This is a genomic window from Nocardia miyunensis NBRC 108239 (assembly GCF_001613065.1).
GTDB lineage: Bacteria > Actinomycetota > Actinomycetes > Mycobacteriales > Mycobacteriaceae > Nocardia > Nocardia miyunensis.
This window is the reverse complement of sequence record NZ_BDBQ01000047.1, coordinates 23,623-42,312: the sequence shown is the minus strand read 5'-3', so window position 1 is coordinate 42,312 and position 18,690 is coordinate 23,623. Positions and strand designations below refer to the sequence as shown.

16 protein-coding genes are annotated in these 18,690 nt (G+C 67.2%); 13 read left to right on the top strand and 3 right to left on the bottom strand.

Features of this window, described 5'->3' with window-relative positions; translation table 11 throughout:
• Positions 1–26: 26 nt before the first annotated feature.
• The 10 genes from NM2_RS20200 to NM2_RS20155 all read left to right on the top strand — a co-directional run bounded on the left by NM2_RS20200 (position 27) and on the right by NM2_RS20155 (position 10,467).
• Positions 27–1,223, top strand: a complete 1,197-nt coding sequence (locus tag NM2_RS20200; protein WP_067670899.1) for a CaiB/BaiF CoA transferase family protein — start codon at positions 27–29, stop codon at positions 1,221–1,223.
• Positions 1,220–2,011 carry an enoyl-CoA hydratase/isomerase family protein gene (locus NM2_RS20195; RefSeq protein ID WP_067670896.1) on the top strand — a complete coding sequence of 264 codons (792 nt, stop codon included), beginning with the start codon at positions 1,220–1,222 and terminating at the stop codon, positions 2,009–2,011. The genes NM2_RS20200 and NM2_RS20195 overlap by 4 nt, the downstream gene beginning before the upstream one ends.
• Entirely contained in the window at positions 2,008–3,246 is a 1,239-nt protein-coding gene (locus NM2_RS20190; RefSeq protein WP_067670893.1) for an acyl-CoA dehydrogenase family protein, read from the top strand. The genes NM2_RS20195 and NM2_RS20190 overlap by 4 nt, the downstream gene beginning before the upstream one ends.
• Positions 3,243–3,998 (top strand): SDR family NAD(P)-dependent oxidoreductase, encoded by a 756-nt coding sequence (locus NM2_RS20185; RefSeq protein WP_067670891.1) that lies wholly within the window; start codon positions 3,243–3,245, stop codon positions 3,996–3,998. The genes NM2_RS20190 and NM2_RS20185 overlap by 4 nt, the downstream gene beginning before the upstream one ends.
• Before the next feature lie 17 nt (positions 3,999–4,015).
• On the top strand, positions 4,016–4,891 hold the full coding sequence (locus NM2_RS20180; RefSeq protein ID WP_067670889.1) for a 3-hydroxyacyl-CoA dehydrogenase family protein: 876 nt from the start codon (positions 4,016–4,018) through the stop codon (positions 4,889–4,891).
• A gap of 21 nt (positions 4,892–4,912) precedes the next feature.
• Positions 4,913–5,782, top strand: a complete 870-nt coding sequence (locus NM2_RS20175) for a 3-hydroxyacyl-CoA dehydrogenase family protein (protein ID WP_067670887.1) — start codon at positions 4,913–4,915, stop codon at positions 5,780–5,782.
• Positions 5,779–6,561: an enoyl-CoA hydratase-related protein gene (locus tag NM2_RS20170; protein ID WP_067670885.1), complete on the top strand. Its 783-nt coding sequence runs from the start codon at positions 5,779–5,781 to the stop codon at positions 6,559–6,561. The genes NM2_RS20175 and NM2_RS20170 overlap by 4 nt, the downstream gene beginning before the upstream one ends.
• Positions 6,558–7,616, top strand: a complete 1,059-nt coding sequence (locus NM2_RS20165; protein ID WP_067670883.1) for an acyl-CoA dehydrogenase family protein — start codon at positions 6,558–6,560, stop codon at positions 7,614–7,616. The genes NM2_RS20170 and NM2_RS20165 overlap by 4 nt, the downstream gene beginning before the upstream one ends.
• Positions 7,617–7,684: 68 nt before the next feature.
• Positions 7,685–9,343 carry an AMP-binding protein gene (locus NM2_RS20160; RefSeq protein WP_067670882.1) on the top strand — a complete coding sequence of 553 codons (1,659 nt, stop codon included), beginning with the start codon at positions 7,685–7,687 and terminating at the stop codon, positions 9,341–9,343.
• A complete protein-coding gene (locus NM2_RS20155) occupies positions 9,340–10,467 on the top strand; it encodes a CaiB/BaiF CoA transferase family protein (protein WP_067670880.1) in 1,128 nt (375 codons plus the stop codon). The genes NM2_RS20160 and NM2_RS20155 overlap by 4 nt, the downstream gene beginning before the upstream one ends.
• Before the next feature lie 39 nt (positions 10,468–10,506).
• On the opposite strand, the gene NM2_RS20150 is transcribed toward NM2_RS20155, so the two are convergent.
• From NM2_RS20150 to NM2_RS47630, 3 genes are read right to left on the bottom strand one after another with little or no spacing between them, the layout of a single operon-like run.
• On the bottom strand, positions 10,507–10,935 hold the full coding sequence (locus tag NM2_RS20150; RefSeq protein WP_067670878.1) for a Zn-ribbon domain-containing OB-fold protein: 429 nt from the start codon (positions 10,933–10,935) through the stop codon (positions 10,507–10,509).
• Entirely contained in the window at positions 10,935–12,092 is a 1,158-nt protein-coding gene (locus NM2_RS20145; protein ID WP_067670876.1) for a thiolase domain-containing protein, read from the bottom strand. The genes NM2_RS20150 and NM2_RS20145 overlap by 1 nt, the downstream gene beginning before the upstream one ends.
• Positions 12,089–13,495, bottom strand: coding sequence for a 3-oxoacid CoA-transferase (locus tag NM2_RS47630; RefSeq protein ID WP_084531311.1), 1,407 nt, complete (start codon positions 13,493–13,495; stop codon positions 12,089–12,091). The genes NM2_RS20145 and NM2_RS47630 overlap by 4 nt, the downstream gene beginning before the upstream one ends.
• Positions 13,496–13,743: 248 nt before the next feature.
• Between NM2_RS47630 and NM2_RS20135 the strand changes: the two genes are divergently transcribed.
• From NM2_RS20135 to NM2_RS20125, 3 genes are read left to right on the top strand one after another with little or no spacing between them, the layout of a single operon-like run.
• The gene (locus NM2_RS20135; protein ID WP_169816202.1) at positions 13,744–15,813 is read left to right on the top strand and encodes an ABC transporter permease; all 2,070 of its coding nucleotides are present in this window, start codon (positions 13,744–13,746) and stop codon (positions 15,811–15,813) included.
• Complete coding sequence (locus tag NM2_RS51710) at positions 15,810–17,351, top strand: ATP-binding cassette domain-containing protein (RefSeq protein ID WP_067670872.1); 1,542 nt, start codon at positions 15,810–15,812, stop codon at positions 17,349–17,351. The genes NM2_RS20135 and NM2_RS51710 overlap by 4 nt, the downstream gene beginning before the upstream one ends.
• 55 nt (positions 17,352–17,406) lie before the next feature.
• The gene (locus NM2_RS20125; RefSeq protein ID WP_067670870.1) at positions 17,407–18,672 is read left to right on the top strand and encodes an ABC transporter substrate-binding protein; all 1,266 of its coding nucleotides are present in this window, start codon (positions 17,407–17,409) and stop codon (positions 18,670–18,672) included.
• Positions 18,673–18,690 lie beyond the last annotated feature (18 nt).

Genomic DNA, 18,690 nt, shown 5'->3' with positions numbered 1-18,690 from the left:
CATCCAGATCCCTCTGAGGAGGACGAATGACCGGACATCAGACGACCGGGCCCCTCGCCGGACTACGCGTCGTGGACATGACGACGTCCTACGCCGGGCCGACCGCGGCCATGTACCTGGCCGATCTCGGTGCCGATGTCATCAAGGTCGAGCGGCCTCCGTACGGCGACGACGCACGAGCCTGGGGTCCCCCGTTCGTCGGAGACGACTCCGCGTGGTTCCTGTCGGCCAATCGCAACAAGCGGTCGGCCTCCCTCGACATCACCGAGCCGACCGGACGCGCGGCGCTGGAACAACTGCTCGAGCACGCCGACGTCTTCATTCAGAACCTCAATCCGTCCAAGCTGGAGCGGCTGGGCATCGACGGGCCGACCCTGCGTCACAGATATCCCCGGCTCATCCACTGCTCGCTGTCGGGCTTCGGCGCCGACGGACCGGCGGCCGACAAACCGGGTTACGACCTCGTCGCTCAGGCACGCTCCGGGCTGATGTCGGTCACCGGCCAGAAGGGCGGCACACCCCAGCGCGTCTCCACCGCCCTGTCCGATATCACCACCGGAATGTGTGCCGCACTTGCGATCTGCGCCGCAGTGGTCCGGCAACGGACCACCGGCGAGGGGGACCTCGTAGATGTCTCGCTGCTCGACTCCGACCTCGCGCTCATGGCACCGCGGATCGCCGCATATGTCGCCGGCGAACCCGAACCGGCGCCCAGCGGCGGCACCGACTCGGTCCTCGCGGTCTATCAGGTCTTCCCCACCGCCGACCGCGAACTCGTCGTCGCCATCGGCAACGACGTTCTGTGGCAACGCTTCTGCGACATCATCGGGCTCGCGGATCTCGGCCGTGATGCCACCCTCGCGGACAACGCGGGCCGCCGGGCACAGCGTTCTCGCCTGACCGAGGCGATCTCTGCCGTCCTCGTCACGCGTCCCGCGGACGACTGGGTGGCCGTCTTCGGCGAGGCCAAGATTCCTTGCTCGCTCGTCGCGCGACTCTCTGAAGTCGTGGCCGATCCGCAGGTGCGATCCCGACGAAGCCTGCTTCCGGTCCCCGGCACCAATGACGCTGTCTCCGTCCACAGCCCGTTCCGACTGGCGTCGATCGCCACACCGCGCAACGACGCCGCCCCCGCTCTGGGCGAACACACTCGTGAGGTTCTCCTCGAAGCAGGTCTGTCCACCGAACAAGTCGACGAACTGCTCCGGGCGGTGGCGTCATGACAACGCCGGAACTCGTACTGGAATACCCCCAAGACCGCGTCGCGACGATCCGGATCAACCGGCCCTCGGTCTACAACGCCCTGCACAGCAAGCTCATCGCCGAAATCGCAAGCGCGGTGGCCGATCTGGCGGCCGACACCATGATCGGCGCGATCGTGATCACCGGTACCGGCGAGAAAGCCTTCAGCGCCGGAGCGGATCTCGACGAGCTCACCGGGCTCGACGAACAGGCCGCCACCGAGATCCTGGCGAGCGGGCAGGCATGCTTGCGCGCCATCGAGCAGTGCGGCGTCCCGGTCATCGCGGCGGTCAACGGCCTCGCACTCGGTGGCGGGCTCGAACTGGTGCTCTGCTGCTCGTTCGCCGTGCTGTCCGAGCGCGCATCGCTCGGCCTTCCCGAAACAGGTCTCGGACTCATCCCCGGATACGGTGGCACACAACGACTCACCCGCGTCGCCGGTCCCGCGGTCGCCCGTTTCGCGATGCTCACCGGCCGCCGGCTCAGCGCCGAGCAGGCCTACCTGTGGGGAATCACCCCGGTGCCTCCGGTACCGGCGGACGAACTCATCGGTCGCGCGACGGAATTCGCTGGCGACATCGCCGCGCGCGGTCCGCGGGCAGCGGCCGCCGTGCTCCGGCTGACGGGGCTCGCCGGTGACCGGCCACTCGACGAGATGCTGATCGCGGAGACCGCGGCAGCCGCCGCGGCGGTCGGCTCGGACGAAGGCGCCGAAGGCATCGCAGCGTTCACGACGAAACGCGCACCGATGTTCGGCGGGGCACGATGACGAGCGCGGATCCGGGTCCGTTGTCCATGGACGTCGATGCGGACAGCTGGGTCGAGTTCTGGAACCGCCTCGACGAACCCCCCGCCGACGCCCTCACCGACGCTCGGGAGCAAGCCGTGCGGGCCCACGTCCGAGAAGTCGTCGGTCGCGATGTCGCACCGCGTGCCTCGCGCGCCGACCTCGAACACCGCTTCGTCGACGAGAGCATCGCGGCGCTCGCGCGGGCAGGGCTCACCGGTCTGCTCATCCCCGAGGAGTATGGGGGGACCGACGATTCCCACGTGTCCTACGCGCTCGCCGTCGAGGAGATCGCGCTCGGCTGTGGGGCCACCAGCCTGGTCTACATGACGCAGATGCACGCCGCCTATCCCATCCTCAGCGCGGGTTCGACCGAACTGGCCAAGCAATACGTCCCCGGCCTCGTCACCTGCGAAACCTACGGGTCGTTGGGGATCACCGAACCGGACGCGGGCAGCGACGCCGCCTCGCTCCGCACACGTGCGACGCCGAGTCCCGACGGCAGCCGCTATCAGATCCGGGGATCGAAGATCTTCATCACCACCGGCGACCGCGCGGACGTGATCATCTGCTTCGCGACCGTCGATCCCGCCGCGGGACACCGCGGCATCACCGCCTTCGTGATGACGGGTGATTCCCCGGGGCTGCGCGCCGGTGAACCACTGCGGAAGATGGGCATGCACGGCTCCTCGACCGCCGAGTTGTTCTTCGACGACGTCGACGTACCATCCGATCACCGGCTCGGAGCCGAAGGCGAGGCCTGGTCGATCCTCATGCGCTCGGTGGTCAAGTCGCGGATCAGCGCGGCTGCCCAAGGGGTCGGGCTCGCTCGCGCGGCATACGGCCGTGCGCTCGCGACACTGCGCCTCCTGCACGGGCGGTCGATCCCGCAGGACGCGCAGTTCGCCCTCGCCGACCTGCGCGGCCGGATTCTCCAGGGGCGCCTGCTGCTGCTGTCGGTCGCCCGCCGGATCGACACGACCGGAACCGCATCGACCGGGCAGGTCGGAATGATGAAGCAGCACTGCACCGATCTCGGCTGGCACGCCGCCGTCGAGGCCGTCCGCCTGCTCGGTCCGCACGGCGACCTCGTCGATCTGGGCGTCGAACGCTGCCTGCGCGACGTCAAGGTGACCCAGATCTACGACGGCACCAACGAGGTGCAGCGGCTGCTCATCGCTCGCGACACCGAACACACCATGAAGGAACTCCGATGACGAGCAAGCTGGACGGCAAGGTGGCGATCGTGACCGGGGCCGGCCGGGGCCTGGGCCGGGCGATGGCCCAGGCGTTGTGCGAGGCCGGGGCCGCAGTCACCGTCGCATCGCGGACGTCGGCCGATCTCGACGAATTCGTTGCCGCGCAAAAGGATTCTGGCCGCAGCGCACTCGCGTGCGCCACCGACGTCACGGACGAGCAGGCGGTCGAGTCGCTGATCGCCTCGACCGTCGAGAGGTTCGGCCGGCTGGACATCCTGGTGAACAACTCGGGCATCGTCGCCACCCGCCCGCTGCTCGACCAGGAGCCCGACGAATGGGATCGCGTCCTCGCCACGAACCTGCGCGGCACCTACCTGACCACGCGCGCGGCCGGACGACATCTGGTCGCGCAACGTTCCGGCAAGGTCATCAACATCGCATCGAACTTCGCGTTCCAGGGCGTGGCCAACCATGCGGCGTACTCGTCGTCGAAGGCCGCCGTCGTCGGCTTCACCCGGTCGATGGCGATCGAGTGGGCGCGCTACGGCGTGCAGGTGAACGCCATCGCGCCAGGCTATTTCGCCACATCGCTCAACGCCGAACTGCGTGGCGATGCCGACGCGGTGCACAAGGTCACCCGAGCCATCCCCGCGCGCCGATTCGGCGAGCCCACCGAACTCGCACCCTGGCTGCTGCTGCTCGCGGGCCCGGAGTCCGACTTCATGACCGGTGAAGTGATCGTGATCGACGGCGGGCAGACCGTCCGCTGACGGAAAAGGAGAAGAACATGAGCGACAAGATCGTGGCCGTTGTCGGAGCCGGCACCATGGGTTCCGGCATCGCCATCGTCATGGCTCGGAGCGGATACCGGACCATCCTCAACGACGTCGACGCCGACCGCGTCGAGAACGGCCTGGCAACCGTGCGCGATTTCCTCGCCCACAGCGCCGAACTCGGGAAGATGAGCCGACCGGAGGCCGATGCCGCCGCCGATCGCCTCGAGGGTTCGACGGACCTCGGTGATCTGGCCCCGGCCGACGTGGTCGTCGAAGCCGTCTTCGAGAACCTCGAGGTGAAGCAGGATCTGTTCGCGAAACTCGACTCGATAGTTTCCGGCCGAACGCTGTTGCACACCAACACCTCCACCCTGTCGGTCACCGGAATCGCTTCGGGCTCTTCACATTCCGAACGGGTGGTCGGCACACACTACTGCAACCCCGCACCTCTGATGAAACTGGTCGAGGTCGCCCCCGGGCGGCACACGGCCGACTGGGCGCTCGAGGCGACCCGAGAGTTCTTGACCTCCCTGAACAAGACATCGGTTGTCACCAAGGACCGTCCGGGTTTCATCGTCAATCGATTCCTCATCCCGTGGGAGAACAGTGTCATCGCGGCGCTCGACGCCGGGCTGGGCACCGTCGAATCGATCGATGCCGCGGTCACCGGAGCACTAGGCCATCCGATGGGGCCGTTCCGGCTGCTGGACATCGTCGGTCTCGACATTCACCAGCAGGTGGCGATGCGACTCTACGAGCAACTGCGCGACCCGAAGTTCTATCCGCCCCCGATGGTGGACCGGATGGTCGCCGCCGGTGATCTCGGCCGCAAGGTCGGGCGCGGTTTCTACGACTACGCCGACTCTCGGCAGCTGTTCGGCAGCTGACCCGAGCGGAAAGGAAATTCGATGGATCACGGTTTCAAGCGTGTCGCCGTGCTCGGCATGGGCACGATGGGCGCGGGTATCACACAGGTCATCGCGCAGGCCGGTTACGACGTCACCGCGCTCGAGGCGGACAGGGCCCGCGCGGACGCGGGCGTGGCACGCGTGCGCGCCTTCCTCGACGAGGGCGTGTCACGCGGCAAGGTCACCCCGGAGGAACGGGATACGACTCTCGCACGACTCACGATGGTCACCGACCCGGCGGATCTCGGCGAAGCCGACCTCGTCATCGAGGCGGTGTTCGAGGACCGCGACGTCAAATTCGCTCTGCTGCAAAGTGTTTGCGAAGCGATCGGCCCGGACGCGGTCATCGTCACCAACACATCCGCACTGTCGGTGTCGGATCTGGCCACCGCGGTACCGGCGACGACCGGCTTCGCGGGCCTGCACTTCTTCAACCCGGCGCCGCTGATGAAGGTCATCGAGGTGGTGCGCGGCCTGCAGACCGCCGACACGCTGGTCCACCGCTTGATCGCGTTCGTCGAATCACTCGGCAAAACCCCTGTCGTCGTGAAGGACCGGCCAGGTTTCCTGGTCAATCACCTGCTCATCCCCTACCTCAACGATGTGATCCAGGAGTACGACGACGAGCTGGCCTCCGCCGAGGACCTGGACACCGCGATCAGGCTCGGCCTCGGACACAAGCTGGGCCCACTCGAATTGCTCGACCTGATCGGCCTCGACGTACACCTGCACGCCACCGAAAGTGCCTATGCCGCAACGCATGACATCCGATTCGCAGCGCCACCGCTGTTGCGGAGCATGGTCGCCGCCGGACGTCTGGGCAGCAAATCCGGTTCAGGTTTCCGCACCGACGAGGAGACGGCTTCGTGACAACGACATACGACGACATCATCGTCGAGCACATCGATGAGACAGCGGTCATCACGATCAACCGCCCCGAGGCGGGCAACAAGTTCCGCCACCGGACATGCCTCGAACTCCTCGGCGCCCTACAGGATTTCCGGCTCGATCCCGTGCTGCGCGTCGCGATACTGACCGGCGCCGGCGAGAAGTTCTTCTGCATCGGCGGAGAACACGATCCGGCGACGTCACTCGACCAATCCCAGGTGTTGCCGATCGTCGACGTCTATCAGGCGATCGACACGATCGCGAAACCGATCATCGCGGCCGTCAACGGGTTCGCGGTGGGCGGCGGCAATGTGCTGCACACCGTCTGCGATTTGACGATCGCCTCGGACAACGCGGTGTTCCGCCAAGTAGGGCCCCTGGTCGGCAGTTTCGACGCCGGATACGGCACCTGGTACCTCGAAGACACCATCGGCCGCAAACGCGCGAAGGAGATGTGGTACCTCAACCGCAAGTACACCGCTGCCGAGGCGCTGGCGCGGGGTCTGGTCAACGAGGTCGTCGAACCCGACCAGCTGCGCGACCGCGCGCTGGAGGTCGCCCGCGAGATCGCCACCCGCAGCCCGCAAGCGCTGGGCGCGCTGAAGGCGGCCTTCTCCGCCCGGCACAACGGCGTGTCCGGCCAGGCACGAATGGCCCACGACCAGCAGCTGAGTCTCTACCTCACCACCCGTGAGGCCCACGAGGTGAGCGCCGCGTTCAACGAGCGCCGCGCACCCGATGAGAAGAAGTTCTGGACATGAGTCTGTGGGGTCGGACGCTACCGGCGGAACTCGCCCCGGTGATCGAGGTGCTCGACCAGGTCGCCGAGATCGATGACCGGCCGCTCCCGGATCTCGACGATGCCCAAAGCCACTCGCTGCGAGCGCAACTCGGTCGCCTCGGCCTGTGGACCGTCGGCTCGGACGAGTTGCTCGGCGGCGGCGGTGATCCCGTCGCCGCCGCGGCCGTCGTACGCCGGCTCGCCCACCGTTCCGCGGGCCTGGCGTGGGGGGCGGTCCAGGCGCATGCCGCCATCGGACTGCTCGGCCGCAACCCTCGGTGGACGCGCCTGCTGGACGACATCCACACGGGCACAGTGGGAGTGGCCGTCACGTCATTCGGCGTCACAGCACACGACTCGCCGGCATCCGCCCAATCAGGAGTGACGTTCGACGTAGCAACGCCCGCCGAGCCAGCACTCGCGCGATTCGAGCGGATCGACGGATGCGGGACAGAGCCATGGGTCCTCGCCCTCGACGGCGAAAACACCGCGTGGGTGATCCCACCCGAATCGATCGATTTCGACACTGTGCGCCGAACGGGCTTCTGCGGCACCGGAACCGGCCGGGCGACGCTCCGGCAGGCGCTGTCGACCGACAATCTGCTCGGCGACGTGGACGTCGAAGCGACGACGACCCTGCGGCTCGGGGCGGCGGCGATCGCGGTGGGGCTCGCGGAGGCAGGCGTTGCGGCGGCGTGGCGTTATTGCCGCGCCCGCACGCAGTTCGGTGCGCCCCTGACAGATCTGGTGGCCGTGCGGGAGTCGCTCTATCGCAATGCGCGAGACGCAGGGCTGCTCGACGTCACGAGCCTCGACCCCCGGGGAGTTGACGTCCGCCGCGCCGCGGCCCTTGCCGACGCGGCCTGCGAGGCAGCGGTCGATGTGACCGCGGGCGCGATCCAAATGCACGGGGGCTACGGATATCTCGTCGAATACGGAGTCGAGCGACTGTTTCGCGACGCCGTATCGCTCAGGGCCGCAATCGATATCCCCGCCACTCGGCGGCAGACGGCTCGCGCGCTCGTTGCCGGATGAGCGGCCCCGGCTCGAGCCACGGTGAGCCGGTGAGCGGACTCATCTCAAATGACAAGGAGAGGCACGCTGTGTCAGCTTCAACATCCGTGATCGGCGATCAGTACACGCCGATCAGTGCGGCCGAGGTCTCGGCATATCGCAGCGCGGGCCATTGGCAGGGAAAAACCTTGCGATCGCTCCTGTCCGAGGCCGCTGCCGCCGTGCCCGATCGGACCGCGGTCCGCGGTTATTCGAAGGGCGCCGAACCGATGCACCGCACCTACGCTCAACTCGAGACCGAGACACACCGGCTCGCGGTCGGTCTCGCCGGTCTCGGTGTCGGCCCGGGTGACGTCGTCGCGGTGATGATGGCGAACCGCGTCGAGTACACCGCCACCGCGTTCGCCATCAACGAGGTCGGTGCGATCTACACCGGCATACCGGTCGCCTACGGCGAACTCCAGGCTCGGGCGATCCTCGAGCAGAGCGGCGCCAAAGTGCTTGTGGTCCAAGCGAATTGGGGTTCGACCGACCTGCTCGACCAGTCGCGACGATTGCGGCAACACCTGCCCGCACTCGACACGATCGTCGTCGTCGACGCCGCCGGTATCGAGCTCACCGCGAACGAGGTCCCGTGGCCGGACCTCGCCCGCGAAGCCGACGGGGAGCTGCCCGAGCTGCATGCCGGGGATGTGTGCTACCTCGGATTCACCTCGGGCACAACGGGTGCGCCCAAAGGCGCGATGCACTCGCACGAGACATTGCACTACACCGCGGTGGCGATGGCGGACCACCTCGGGGCTCGGCTGTTCGGCGATCCGATGATCCAACTCGTCGCGTCGCCGATGGGTCACCACACCGGATACGCCTGGGGCATCATGTTCACCGCGCTGCTGCGCGGCACCGCCGTCCTCGTCGACCGGTGGGACCCGCAGTGGGCGACGGAGGTGATCCGCACCGAGAGCGTGACCGCATTCTTCGGCGCACCGACCTTCACCCAGGACCTCCTGCGCACCGACCTCGCCGGAGATCAGCGGTGTCCACTGTCGTGCATCGTCATCGCCGGGTCCACCGTGCCGCGCACCCTGCCGGGTCGCGCCGCGACGGCTTTCGGGGCGTACGTCGCGCCCGCATGGGGCATGACCGAGTGCGGAATCCTCACCTCGTGTACGCCATCCGAGGACGACGCGATCCTGCACACGGACGGCGCACCGTTCGAAGCATCCGCGGTCCGCGTCGTCGACGAGGACCTGCACGACCTGCCACCCGGCGAAGTCGGGGACCTGCTGATGCGCGGGCCCGGAGTCTCGCTCGGGTACTTCAACCGCGCCGAGGCAACGAAAGACGCTTTCGCCGAAGGTCTTTGGTTCAACACCGGCGACACCGCGACACTCGACGAGAACGGCTGGGTGACCATCCGCGGACGGACTCGCGACATCATCATCCGGGGCGGCGAGAACATTCCCGTCACCGATGTCGAGACGCTGCTGTTCGACCACCCCGATGTCATCGACGCCGCGCTGGTGGCCTACCCGGACGACCGGCTCGGGGAACGCGCGTGCGCGGTAGTGACCCTTCGTGAGAACGCCACACTGGCCTTGCCCGAACTCTGCGCCTACCTGACGGAATCGGGACTGTCCCGGCACTTCCTCCCGGAACGGCTACTGGTCCTCGATCGGATGCCGACCACCCAGAGCGGGAAGATCCAGAAGTTCGTCCTCCGGGACTTGGTGGTGGCGCAGTCATGACTGCCCCGCTTCCGCTCGAAGGCATCCGCGTCCTGGACCTGTCCACGCTGCTCCCCGGTCCCTTGGCCACGTTGACGCTGGCCGATGCCGGCGCCGACGTCGTGCGCATCGAACGTCCCCCCGTCGGCGACGAAATGCGCACCTACGAACCGAAACTCGGCCCGACGAGCGCGAATTACGCGATCCTCAACCGCGGTAAGCGCGCGTTCGCCGCCGACCTGAAAGATGCGCGGTCGCTGGAACGGGTACGTGCAATGGCGGCCGTCGCCGATGTGGTCGTCGAACAATTCCGGCCGGGCGTCGCGACGAGGCTCGGACTCGGTCCCGACGAGGTACGACGCCGCAACCCCGGCGTCGTCTACTGCTCGATCAGCGGATACGGACAGACCTCGCCCCAAGCCGCGAAGGCCGGGCACGATCTGAACTATCTGGCCGAATCCGGACTGCTCGACGTCGTACGGGACAGGACGGGAAGCCCGGCCCTGCCACCGAGCGTGCTCGCCGACATCGCCGGCGGCACCTACCCTGCGGTGGTCAACATCCTGCTCGCGCTGCATCAGCGGGACCGGACCGGTCACGGCGCCCATCTCGACATCTCGATGGCCCACAACCTCCAAGTGCTGGCCTACGGCTACTTCGCGACGTTCCAGGCATCCGGACGATGGCCACGTCCGGGCGGCGAACTGCTCACCGGCGGGAGCCCCCGCTACCGCATCTACCCCACGTCCGATGGCCGGCATCTGGCGGTGGCGGCGCTGGAAGATCGCTTCTGGCAACGGTTTCTGCAATTGGTCGACGCACCGGCCGACTGCTTCGACGACGCGGGCAACGAGAAGGCCGTCATCGAGACGCTGAGCAAGATCATCGAAATGCGCACCGCTGCCGAATGGCATGCGGTCTTCGACGGTCAGGATGTATGCGCATCCGTCGTCGCGACATTTTCCGAAGCCGTGACACAGCAGCTCGTCAGCACCGATTCGCCGCACCGCGTGACCGGTCCGGGTGTCGACATCGGCGCACTCCACAGTCCCATCGCCGCAGCGCTTCGTCCTGCGTCGTCGTCGGGTGCGATCCCCGGACTGTCGCCGCTGCCCGAGACAGCGGCCGACAATCCGTGGCCGTGAGGCGTTCCCGCCCGGCCGAGTGGCCCGTGCGACGGGCGATCACTCGGCCGGGTCGGGAGCGAATCGAACAAGAGCGCCCTTCCCGTCGTCCGTCGGATGGAAGACGACGTGTACCGGCAGCCCGCACCGGAGATCCGCTTCGGCGCAATCGACGACGTTCGTCATGACCCGGGGCCCCTCGGCGAGTTCGACATAGGCGAGCACCACCTCGGGGGCCTCGGCGAACGCCGGGTTGTGTGCACGGCCCCGGCGGCTGATCGTGTAGCTGTACACGACGCCTCGCCCCGAGGCCTCGAACCACTCGACGTCGGTGGCCTGGCACTCCGGACAGAAACCTCTCGGGTACCAGATGACGGTCGAACAACTCCCGCATCGGGGCAGCGTCAATTGGCCGGCGGCGGCGGCCTCCCAGTAGGGACGGGTCTCCTCGGTTATCGCGGGCGCGGGGGACGGCAGTGTCGTGGTCATCAGGCGTCCTCTCCGGCGAGGATGGCGGTCGCGCCGACATGGCGGCTACCGAGTCGGCCGCCGCTGCCGTGGACCAGTGCCAGTCCGCAATCCGGCACTTGTACCTGCGGGGCCGCTTCGCCCCGCAACTGACGCGTCGCCTCGACGATCTTGCTCATGCCGCCCATACCCGGATGGTTGTTGCACAGGCCGCCCCCATCGGTGTTGACGGGAAGGCGTCCGTACGGCGCCCGCAGCGCGCCGTCGGCCACGAATTTGCCGCCCTGGCCTTTCGCGCAGAAACCGAGATCTTCGATCGTCTCGAGCACGGTGATGGTGAACGAGTCGTAGATGGAGGCATAGTCGATATCGCCCGGCGCGACACCGGCCTCGTCGAATGCCCGCGGACCGGTCGATGACGCGGCCGTGGTGGTCAGATCAATTCTCCCGTTGTCGGTGTGCCGCACCGTTTCCGCGGCGCCGAGCAGCCGCACACTCCGGCGCGGCAGATCACGGGCGAGCTCCGGGCTCACCAGCACGACCGCACCTCCGCCATCGGATACGACGCAGCAATCCAGCCGGTGCAGCGGATCACTGACCATCGGTGACATGAGCACCTCGTCGACCGTCACCGGATTCCGCAGCAACGCATGCGGGTTGTGCTGCGCGTGGTGCGCCGCCGCCACCTTGATCTCCGCCAATTGCGCACCGGTGGTACCGAATTCGTACATGTGCCGCTGCGCGGCGAGTGCGTAGAGGGCGGTCGTCTTGCTCCCGTAGGGCTGTTCGAACGGGATGTCGGGCACATCGGCGCCATCGGCCAGGGCCTTCGCCGAGCGCGGCCGGTTGGCCAGCGTGAGGAGTGCGACCCGGCATCGCCCCGTGGCGATCGCCATCGCCGCGTGACCGAGCATGGCGACCGGTGACGAGCCACCGGTCATCGTGGTGTCGATATGACGCAGTTCGGTCAGGCCGAGGTACTCGGCGAGTGCCATGCCGGGCATTCGCATGTCGCCGCCGACCGCGAACAGCCCGTCGACCTCCGACATCGGCAGTCCGGCGTCGGCGAGCGCACCGTGGCACGCCTCGGCGTGGATCTGCGCGACGCTCTTGCCGGGCATCTTTCTGCCCGGATGTTCGAATGCCCCGACGATGCGGGCGGTGTCCTTGATGCTCATTCCGCCGGCTCCATCTCGACGACATCCGGGGAGACGCGGACATCCATGTCGGTGAGCGACAGGACTTCCTCGGGCGTGAAGCCGGGAGCGACCTCGTCGAGCCAGAATTCGCCATCCCTGCGGACGAGCAACGCCAGATCGGTCACCACCACGTCGACGCAGTGCGCGCCGGTGAGCGGATAGTCGCAGTGCCGCACCAATTTCGGCCGTCCCCTGCTGTCCTGGTGTTCCATCACGATGATCAGCTGCTTCGCGCCGCTGACCAGGTCCATCGCCCCGCCGATGCCGCCACCCGACTGCGCCGGGGTGGTCCAGTTCGCCAGATTGGCGTCCTGATCCACCTGGTAGGCGCCCAGGACCACCGCGTCGAGCTTGCCCGACCGCGCCATCTCGAACGACTCCACGCTGTCGAAGAAGCTGGCCCCCGAGTTCACCGCGACGAACTGGCTGGCCGCGTTGTAGACGTCGGGATCGATGTCATCCCCGGAGACCAGCCCGCCGTAGCCGAGAAAACCGTTCTCCGCGTGCAGGGTGACGTCTCGCCCATGGAGATGGTTGGACACCATCGTGGGCATCCCCGTCCCGAGGTTGGCGTACGCGCCTTCGTGTAGCAGCCGAGCGGCCCGACGGGCGATCCCCTCGCGAGTGAGCGCCGTCTTGTCGAAGTAGACCCTGGCCGAATCCGGCGCCCGGCGCCGGGCGGCGGCGCCTGCCGCGAGCTCCGCCACCGAAACCCGTTCGGTGGCACGTACGACGCGCGACACCCAGATCCCCGGCAGATCGATGTCTCCGGGGGCCAGCTCCCCCGGCTCGACGATATCCTCCACCTCGACGATCGCGCATTCCGCGGCCTTGGCGAAGCTCGGATTGAGATTCTGCGCGGCTCCCCGGAAGACCACGTTGCCCGCGGTGTCGGCCTTCCATCCGCGCAGCAGGGCGTAGTCCAGCGGCAGCGCGGTCTCGAGTACGTGGGGCCGGTCCCCGAACGAGCGCGTCTCCTTGCCTTCGGCCAGAACCGTGTCGGCGCCGACCGCGGTGAAGAAGGCGGGCACGCCCGCGGCGGCGGCCCGGCACCGCTCGACGAGGATGCCCTGGGGCACGAGCTCGACGTCGAGCTTGCCGGCGTCGATCAGGTCCTCGGCCACCGACCGTTGCCCCGGTCTCGACGAGAAGGCCGCGATGAGCTTGCTGACCTGGCCTTCCTCGATCAACTCCATCCGGACGTCCCGGCCCGCGCCCAGCGAGTTGCACACCAGCGTGAGTTCACGGCTCCCGCGACGCCGCAACGCGTGCAGGAGGCTCACGGGATAGCCGTGCAACAACCCGAAACCGGCGAAACCGACCACCGACCCATCGCCGATGTCCGCGACAGCCTCATCCAGCGAGGCGACAACCTTGTCCATCCCGTGCACAACCTTCCACAGTTCCGGAATGAGATTCCTCCTAGTAGAATACACATGTGATCCACGATGCCCAGTGGACAAGTCGGCCGTCTTGCCGGGTGAATGTCTTACATTTGATTTGGAGCTGTTGACATGCAGATCTTCCGGGTCTAAGAAGTGGAAGTATTACAAATCTCGCCTTCGGCCATTCCAGTCTCACGACTTCGACGTGAAGTCATAGATCCAGCCCAGTCTCGAAGGAGATGCCCGTGGGAGAACTTCTCGCGTTCGCATTCAACGGGTCGGCCAGCGGTGCCCTCATCGCAGGGCTCGCGCTCGGTGTCGTCCTCAACTACCGCGGATGCGGTGCCATCAACGTGGGCCTCGGAGCCGTCGCCACGTTGAGCGCGTACTTCTTCTACGGGCTACGCGGTCAGGGCGTGATCTTCCTGCCGCCCATCGCGGGCTTCGACCACATAAAACTCGGAGGTCCATGGGGGCTCGTCCCCGCGCTCGTCGTGACGCTCCTGTTCTGCGCGGCGATCGGCGCCCTGTTCGACGTGATCATCTTCCGTCCGCTGCGGAACGCACCGGCCATGAGCAAGCTCATCGCGACGGTGGGCATGATGGTGGCGATCCAGGCGCTCGTAGTTCTGCACTTCGGTTCGACCGCGCAGCTGGGAACGCCCGTCCTTCCCGGAATCGATCATTCGGTGACGATCGGGGACACCCCGGTCTCCATCAACCGATTCATCCTGCTGGGCATCGTCGCCGCGGTCACCGTGCCGCTGATCGTGATCTACCGGCGGACACGGTTCGGACTCGCGACACGCGCGGCAGCCGAGAACGAGCAATCAGCCCTGCTCCACGGCCACTCGCCCAACCGCCTGTCGCTCATCAACACGACTCTGGCGTTCACGCTCGTCGGCTTCCTCGGCATCATCGTCGCGCCGCTGATCAAACTCGACTCGAGCACCATCACCCTGTCGATCGTCCCGGCTCTCGCGGCGGCCCTCATCGCGGGCTTCACGTCGTTCGGCGTAGCGGCCACGGCCGGTGTGCTCATCGGCATGGGCGAGTCGATCATCACCTACCTGCAGACCATGACGTGGTTCCCGACCTCGCACGGCGTCCCGATCCAAGGCATCGCGGACGTGCTGATCCTCCTCGTCATCATCGTCACGCTCCTGACGCGCGGAAAGAGTCTGCCCCAACGCGGCGCACTGATCGCCGAGCGACTGCCGCGCTCCCCCCTGCCGAAAAACGCGGGACGGACCGCGCTGATCGCCGCGGTCGCGGTCGTCCTGCTCCTCACATTCGTCGTCGGCGCCCGCCAATCCCTGATCACCTCGGTGATCGCCTTCGTGACGGTCCTGCCGTTCACCATCCTCGTCGGCTATGTCGGCCAACTCTCGGTGGCTCAGCTCGCATTCGCCGGAATCTCCGGCCTGATCACCAGCCGGGTCTGTGTCGAGTGGGGCCTGGGTTTCCCGTTCGGGCCGATCATCGCCGTCATCGTCGCGACCGTGGTGGGCACGCTGCTCGCTGTCCCGGCGCTGCGCGTCCGAGGGGTCAACCTGGCAATCCTGACCATCGCCGTCGCCGTCGCCATCGGCAATTTCGGCTTCGGGAACTCCGCGTGGGGCGCCAGGCCCCAGGGTGACCCGGTCGAGCAGCCGTCGCTGTTCGGCATCCACTTCGGGACCAACGCTTCGTTCCCGATCGGCGACGGCAAACCCCCGAGCCCGGTCTTCGGCTTCTTCTGTGTGGTCGTCGCGCTCGTCGTGGGCCTGCTGGTGGTCAACTTGAGACGCAGTCACCTGGGCAAATGGATGCTCGCGGTCCGCGGCAACGAACGTGCGGCGGCATCGGCGACCCTCAGCGTCCCCGCGGTGAAGATCACCGCGTTCGCGTTGTCGGCAGCGGTCGCGGGCATCGCCGGCGTGCTCTACGCATACAACTTCAGTTCGGTGTCCACGGAACGATATGAGCTGGCCAGCGGCCTGAGCTTCCTGGCCTTCGCCTACATCGCGGGTGTCGGCAGCGTCGGTGGCGCGCTCATGGCCGCGGTGATGGCCGTGAGCGGAATCGGCTTCCTGGTAGTGAACCTGGTCATCCCCGTCTCGGACACCTGGCAAGCCGCCGTCGGCGGGCTGCTGCTGATGCTGATGGTCACCAAGACACCCGACGGCATCGTCAACGCTCCGGGCTCCAAGAAGATCCCGCCGCCGTTCAACTGGATCTTCGACGGCGCGGTCTGGGCCTACCACAGGTGGCGTCCCGATCGGCCCGCCGAACCCGAAGCCGAGCCGAGCAAGCAGGAAGTAGTGGCCCGATGAGTGTATTGACCGCCCAAGGCCTCTCGGTGAATTACGGAGGAGTCCACGCCCTGTCGGACGTCAGCTTCGACATCGGCCCCGGCGAACTGGTCGGCCTGATCGGCCCCAACGGCGCCGGCAAGACGACGTGCATCGATGCGCTGACCGGCTTCACCCGCAGCAAAGGCGAGGTGTTTCTCGGCGGCAAGAACATCTCCGGACTGTCCCCCCATCGGCGGGCCCGCGCCGGCATGGCGCGAACATTCCAGTCGGCCGAACTGTTCGTGGACCTCACCGTCCAGGAGAACGTCGCCGTACCGCTCGGGCAGACCGCTCTCTCGATGGGCAAGGAGCTGTTCACCGGGATCCCCGCCAAGGACGGCGCGGCCGAGGAGATCCTCGAGATGCTCGGCATCGGCCACCTCGCGGCCCTCATGCCCGACCAGCTCACGCTCGGGCAGCGCAAGCTCGTGGGCGTCGCCCGCGCGCTGGTGCGCTCCCCCGCGGTCGTATGTCTCGATGAACCGGCCGCCGGCCTGGACACCAGCGAGAGCGAGAAATTCGGCAAACAGATTTCTCGGCTCGCCGAAGCGGGCCAGTCGATGCTCCTGGTCGATCACGACATGGGCCTGGTCATGTCGGTGTGCGACAAGATCGTCGTGCTGAACTTCGGCCAGGTGATCGCGGTCGGCACCCCGGACGAGATCAAGAACGATCCCGGCGTGATGGAGGCCTACTTGGGCACCTCCACTCAGGAGCCGGACGACGCCGAGGCCCCGGCCGAGTCGGCACAGACGGTGGTGAGCGTCTCGTCGACCACCCCAGAAGCCGCGAAACAGACTGTGCTGCTGGAACTCTCGAATCTCAGTGCCGGATACAACGGTTATGCGGCGGTGCGCAACGTCGACCTCGAGGTGCGCAGCGGCGAGGTCGTGGCCCTGCTCGGACCGAACGGCGCCGGAAAGACCACCACCCTGCGGGCCGTGTCACGTCTCATCGGCGCACTCGACGGACAGGTGCGGTTCCTCGGCGAGCCGATCCACGAGGCGCAGCCGCATCATCTGCCCCAGCGTGGACTCCTGCATGTGCCCGAGGACCGTGGGGTCTTCTTCGCGCTCACGGTTGCCGAGCACTTCCGCAGCACGCCCGGCAAGACATCCGACATCGACGTCGCGTTCGCCTACTTCCCCGCCCTGACCCGGCTGAAAGACCGCAAGGCAGGCCTGCTCTCGGGCGGGGAGCAACAGATGCTCGCGGTGTCGCTGGCCCTGAGCAGAAAGCCGAAGGTCCTGCTCCTGGACGAATTGAGCCACGGCCTCGCCCCGGTGATCGTCCAGGAACTGCTACCCGTCATCCGCACCTACGCCGAGGAGACCGGCGCCGGCGTCCTGCTCGTCGAGCAGCACGTTCCCCTCGCCCTCCAGATCTCCGACCGCGCCTACGTCCTCGCGCACGGCGAGCCGATCCTCAGTGGCACCGCCGCCCAGTTGCGTGCGGACGAGCGGCTGCTGATGGCGAGCTATCTCGGCGAGCGAAGCACCGACGCCGCCGTGCTCTAGCTCGAAACGAGCGTGCACCGGTACCCGAACCATCGAAACAGGAAGTAGAAAAGCAGTGATCAAACGACCAAGGATCGCCGCCCTCGCGGCGATCGCGGCACTGGCGGCAACGCTCGCCGCGTGCGGCTCCGACGGCGGCAGTTCCTCGGCGGCCGCCCCGGCGCTGACCGACGCCAACCTGTCCGGCGCCCTCGCCTACGTGGGCGCCAAGGCCGGTCCGGCCGACAACTCGTTGAGCCCGATCAGCATCGGCTGGGTCAACCAGGAGGGTGGTGCGACCTCTCTTCCGGAAGCGACATCGGGCTTCAACGCGGCGGTGAAGCTGGTCAACGAGCATCTCGGTGGTGTCAACGGGCATCCGCTCGAGGTCGTCTCCTGCACTGTCGCGAGTACCGAGGAGCAGGGACTCACCTGTGCTCAGAAGATGCGCAACACCGAGGGCATCAGCATCGTGCTGACGGGTTCGGCCGGTCCCGCCGGGGCGCCGCTGCACCAACTCCTCGCGGACTCGGTTCCGATTCTCGGTGGAGTTCCCGCGTCCGCCGAGGACACGACTGCGAAGAACGCCTTCTACACGACCGCGGGCCCACTCGGGCAACCGGCGATCGTGAACTATCTGACCGGCGACATCAAGGCGAAGAAAATCGCCTTCATCGCTCCGGACAACCCCTACAACACCTCGGCGTACGGACAGATCAAGAGCGCTGCCGAGAAGGCCGGTGCCACGGTCACCGCGGGGATCTACCAGCCGGGTTCTGCCGACCTGTCCTCCGCTGTGCTCGCATCGCAGGCCCTGAAGGCGGATGCCATCCTGCTCGAGGAGAACTCGACGTCCGGCTGCGCGACAGTCGCGCAGGCGCTGCAACAGTACGGCGTCAAGGCGCCCGTGGTCAGTCTGTCCGGCTGCATCGACCCTTCGGTCAAGGCGGCCCTGGGTGACCTGCCGAAGTGGACGTACGCACTGACCACCCTCATGCCCGCGGCGAACGTCGACCCGCCCAGTGACGAGACGAAGGCCTACCTCGCCGCGATGTCGGCCTACGAGCCCAAGTCGACCGTGTTCGGCACCGCCGCGACGACCTTCGGAAACCTGCTCTTCGCGGTCAAGTCGATGAACAAGATCGGCGCCGCCGGCCTCGACGCGAAGTCCATCTCACAGGCTCTCGCCACCTCCCAGGGCCCGGTGTTCATGGCCGCTCCGACGCTGAAATTCGATGCCGCGTCGGCCGCTCCGGCCGTCGGTTCGAGCGCGTGGGTCTTCTACGACTACAAGGGCCAGGACGAGTGGACCGCAGCAGCAGGCGGCAAGTGGGTGTCGTAGTCACCTCGCGAATGTCCG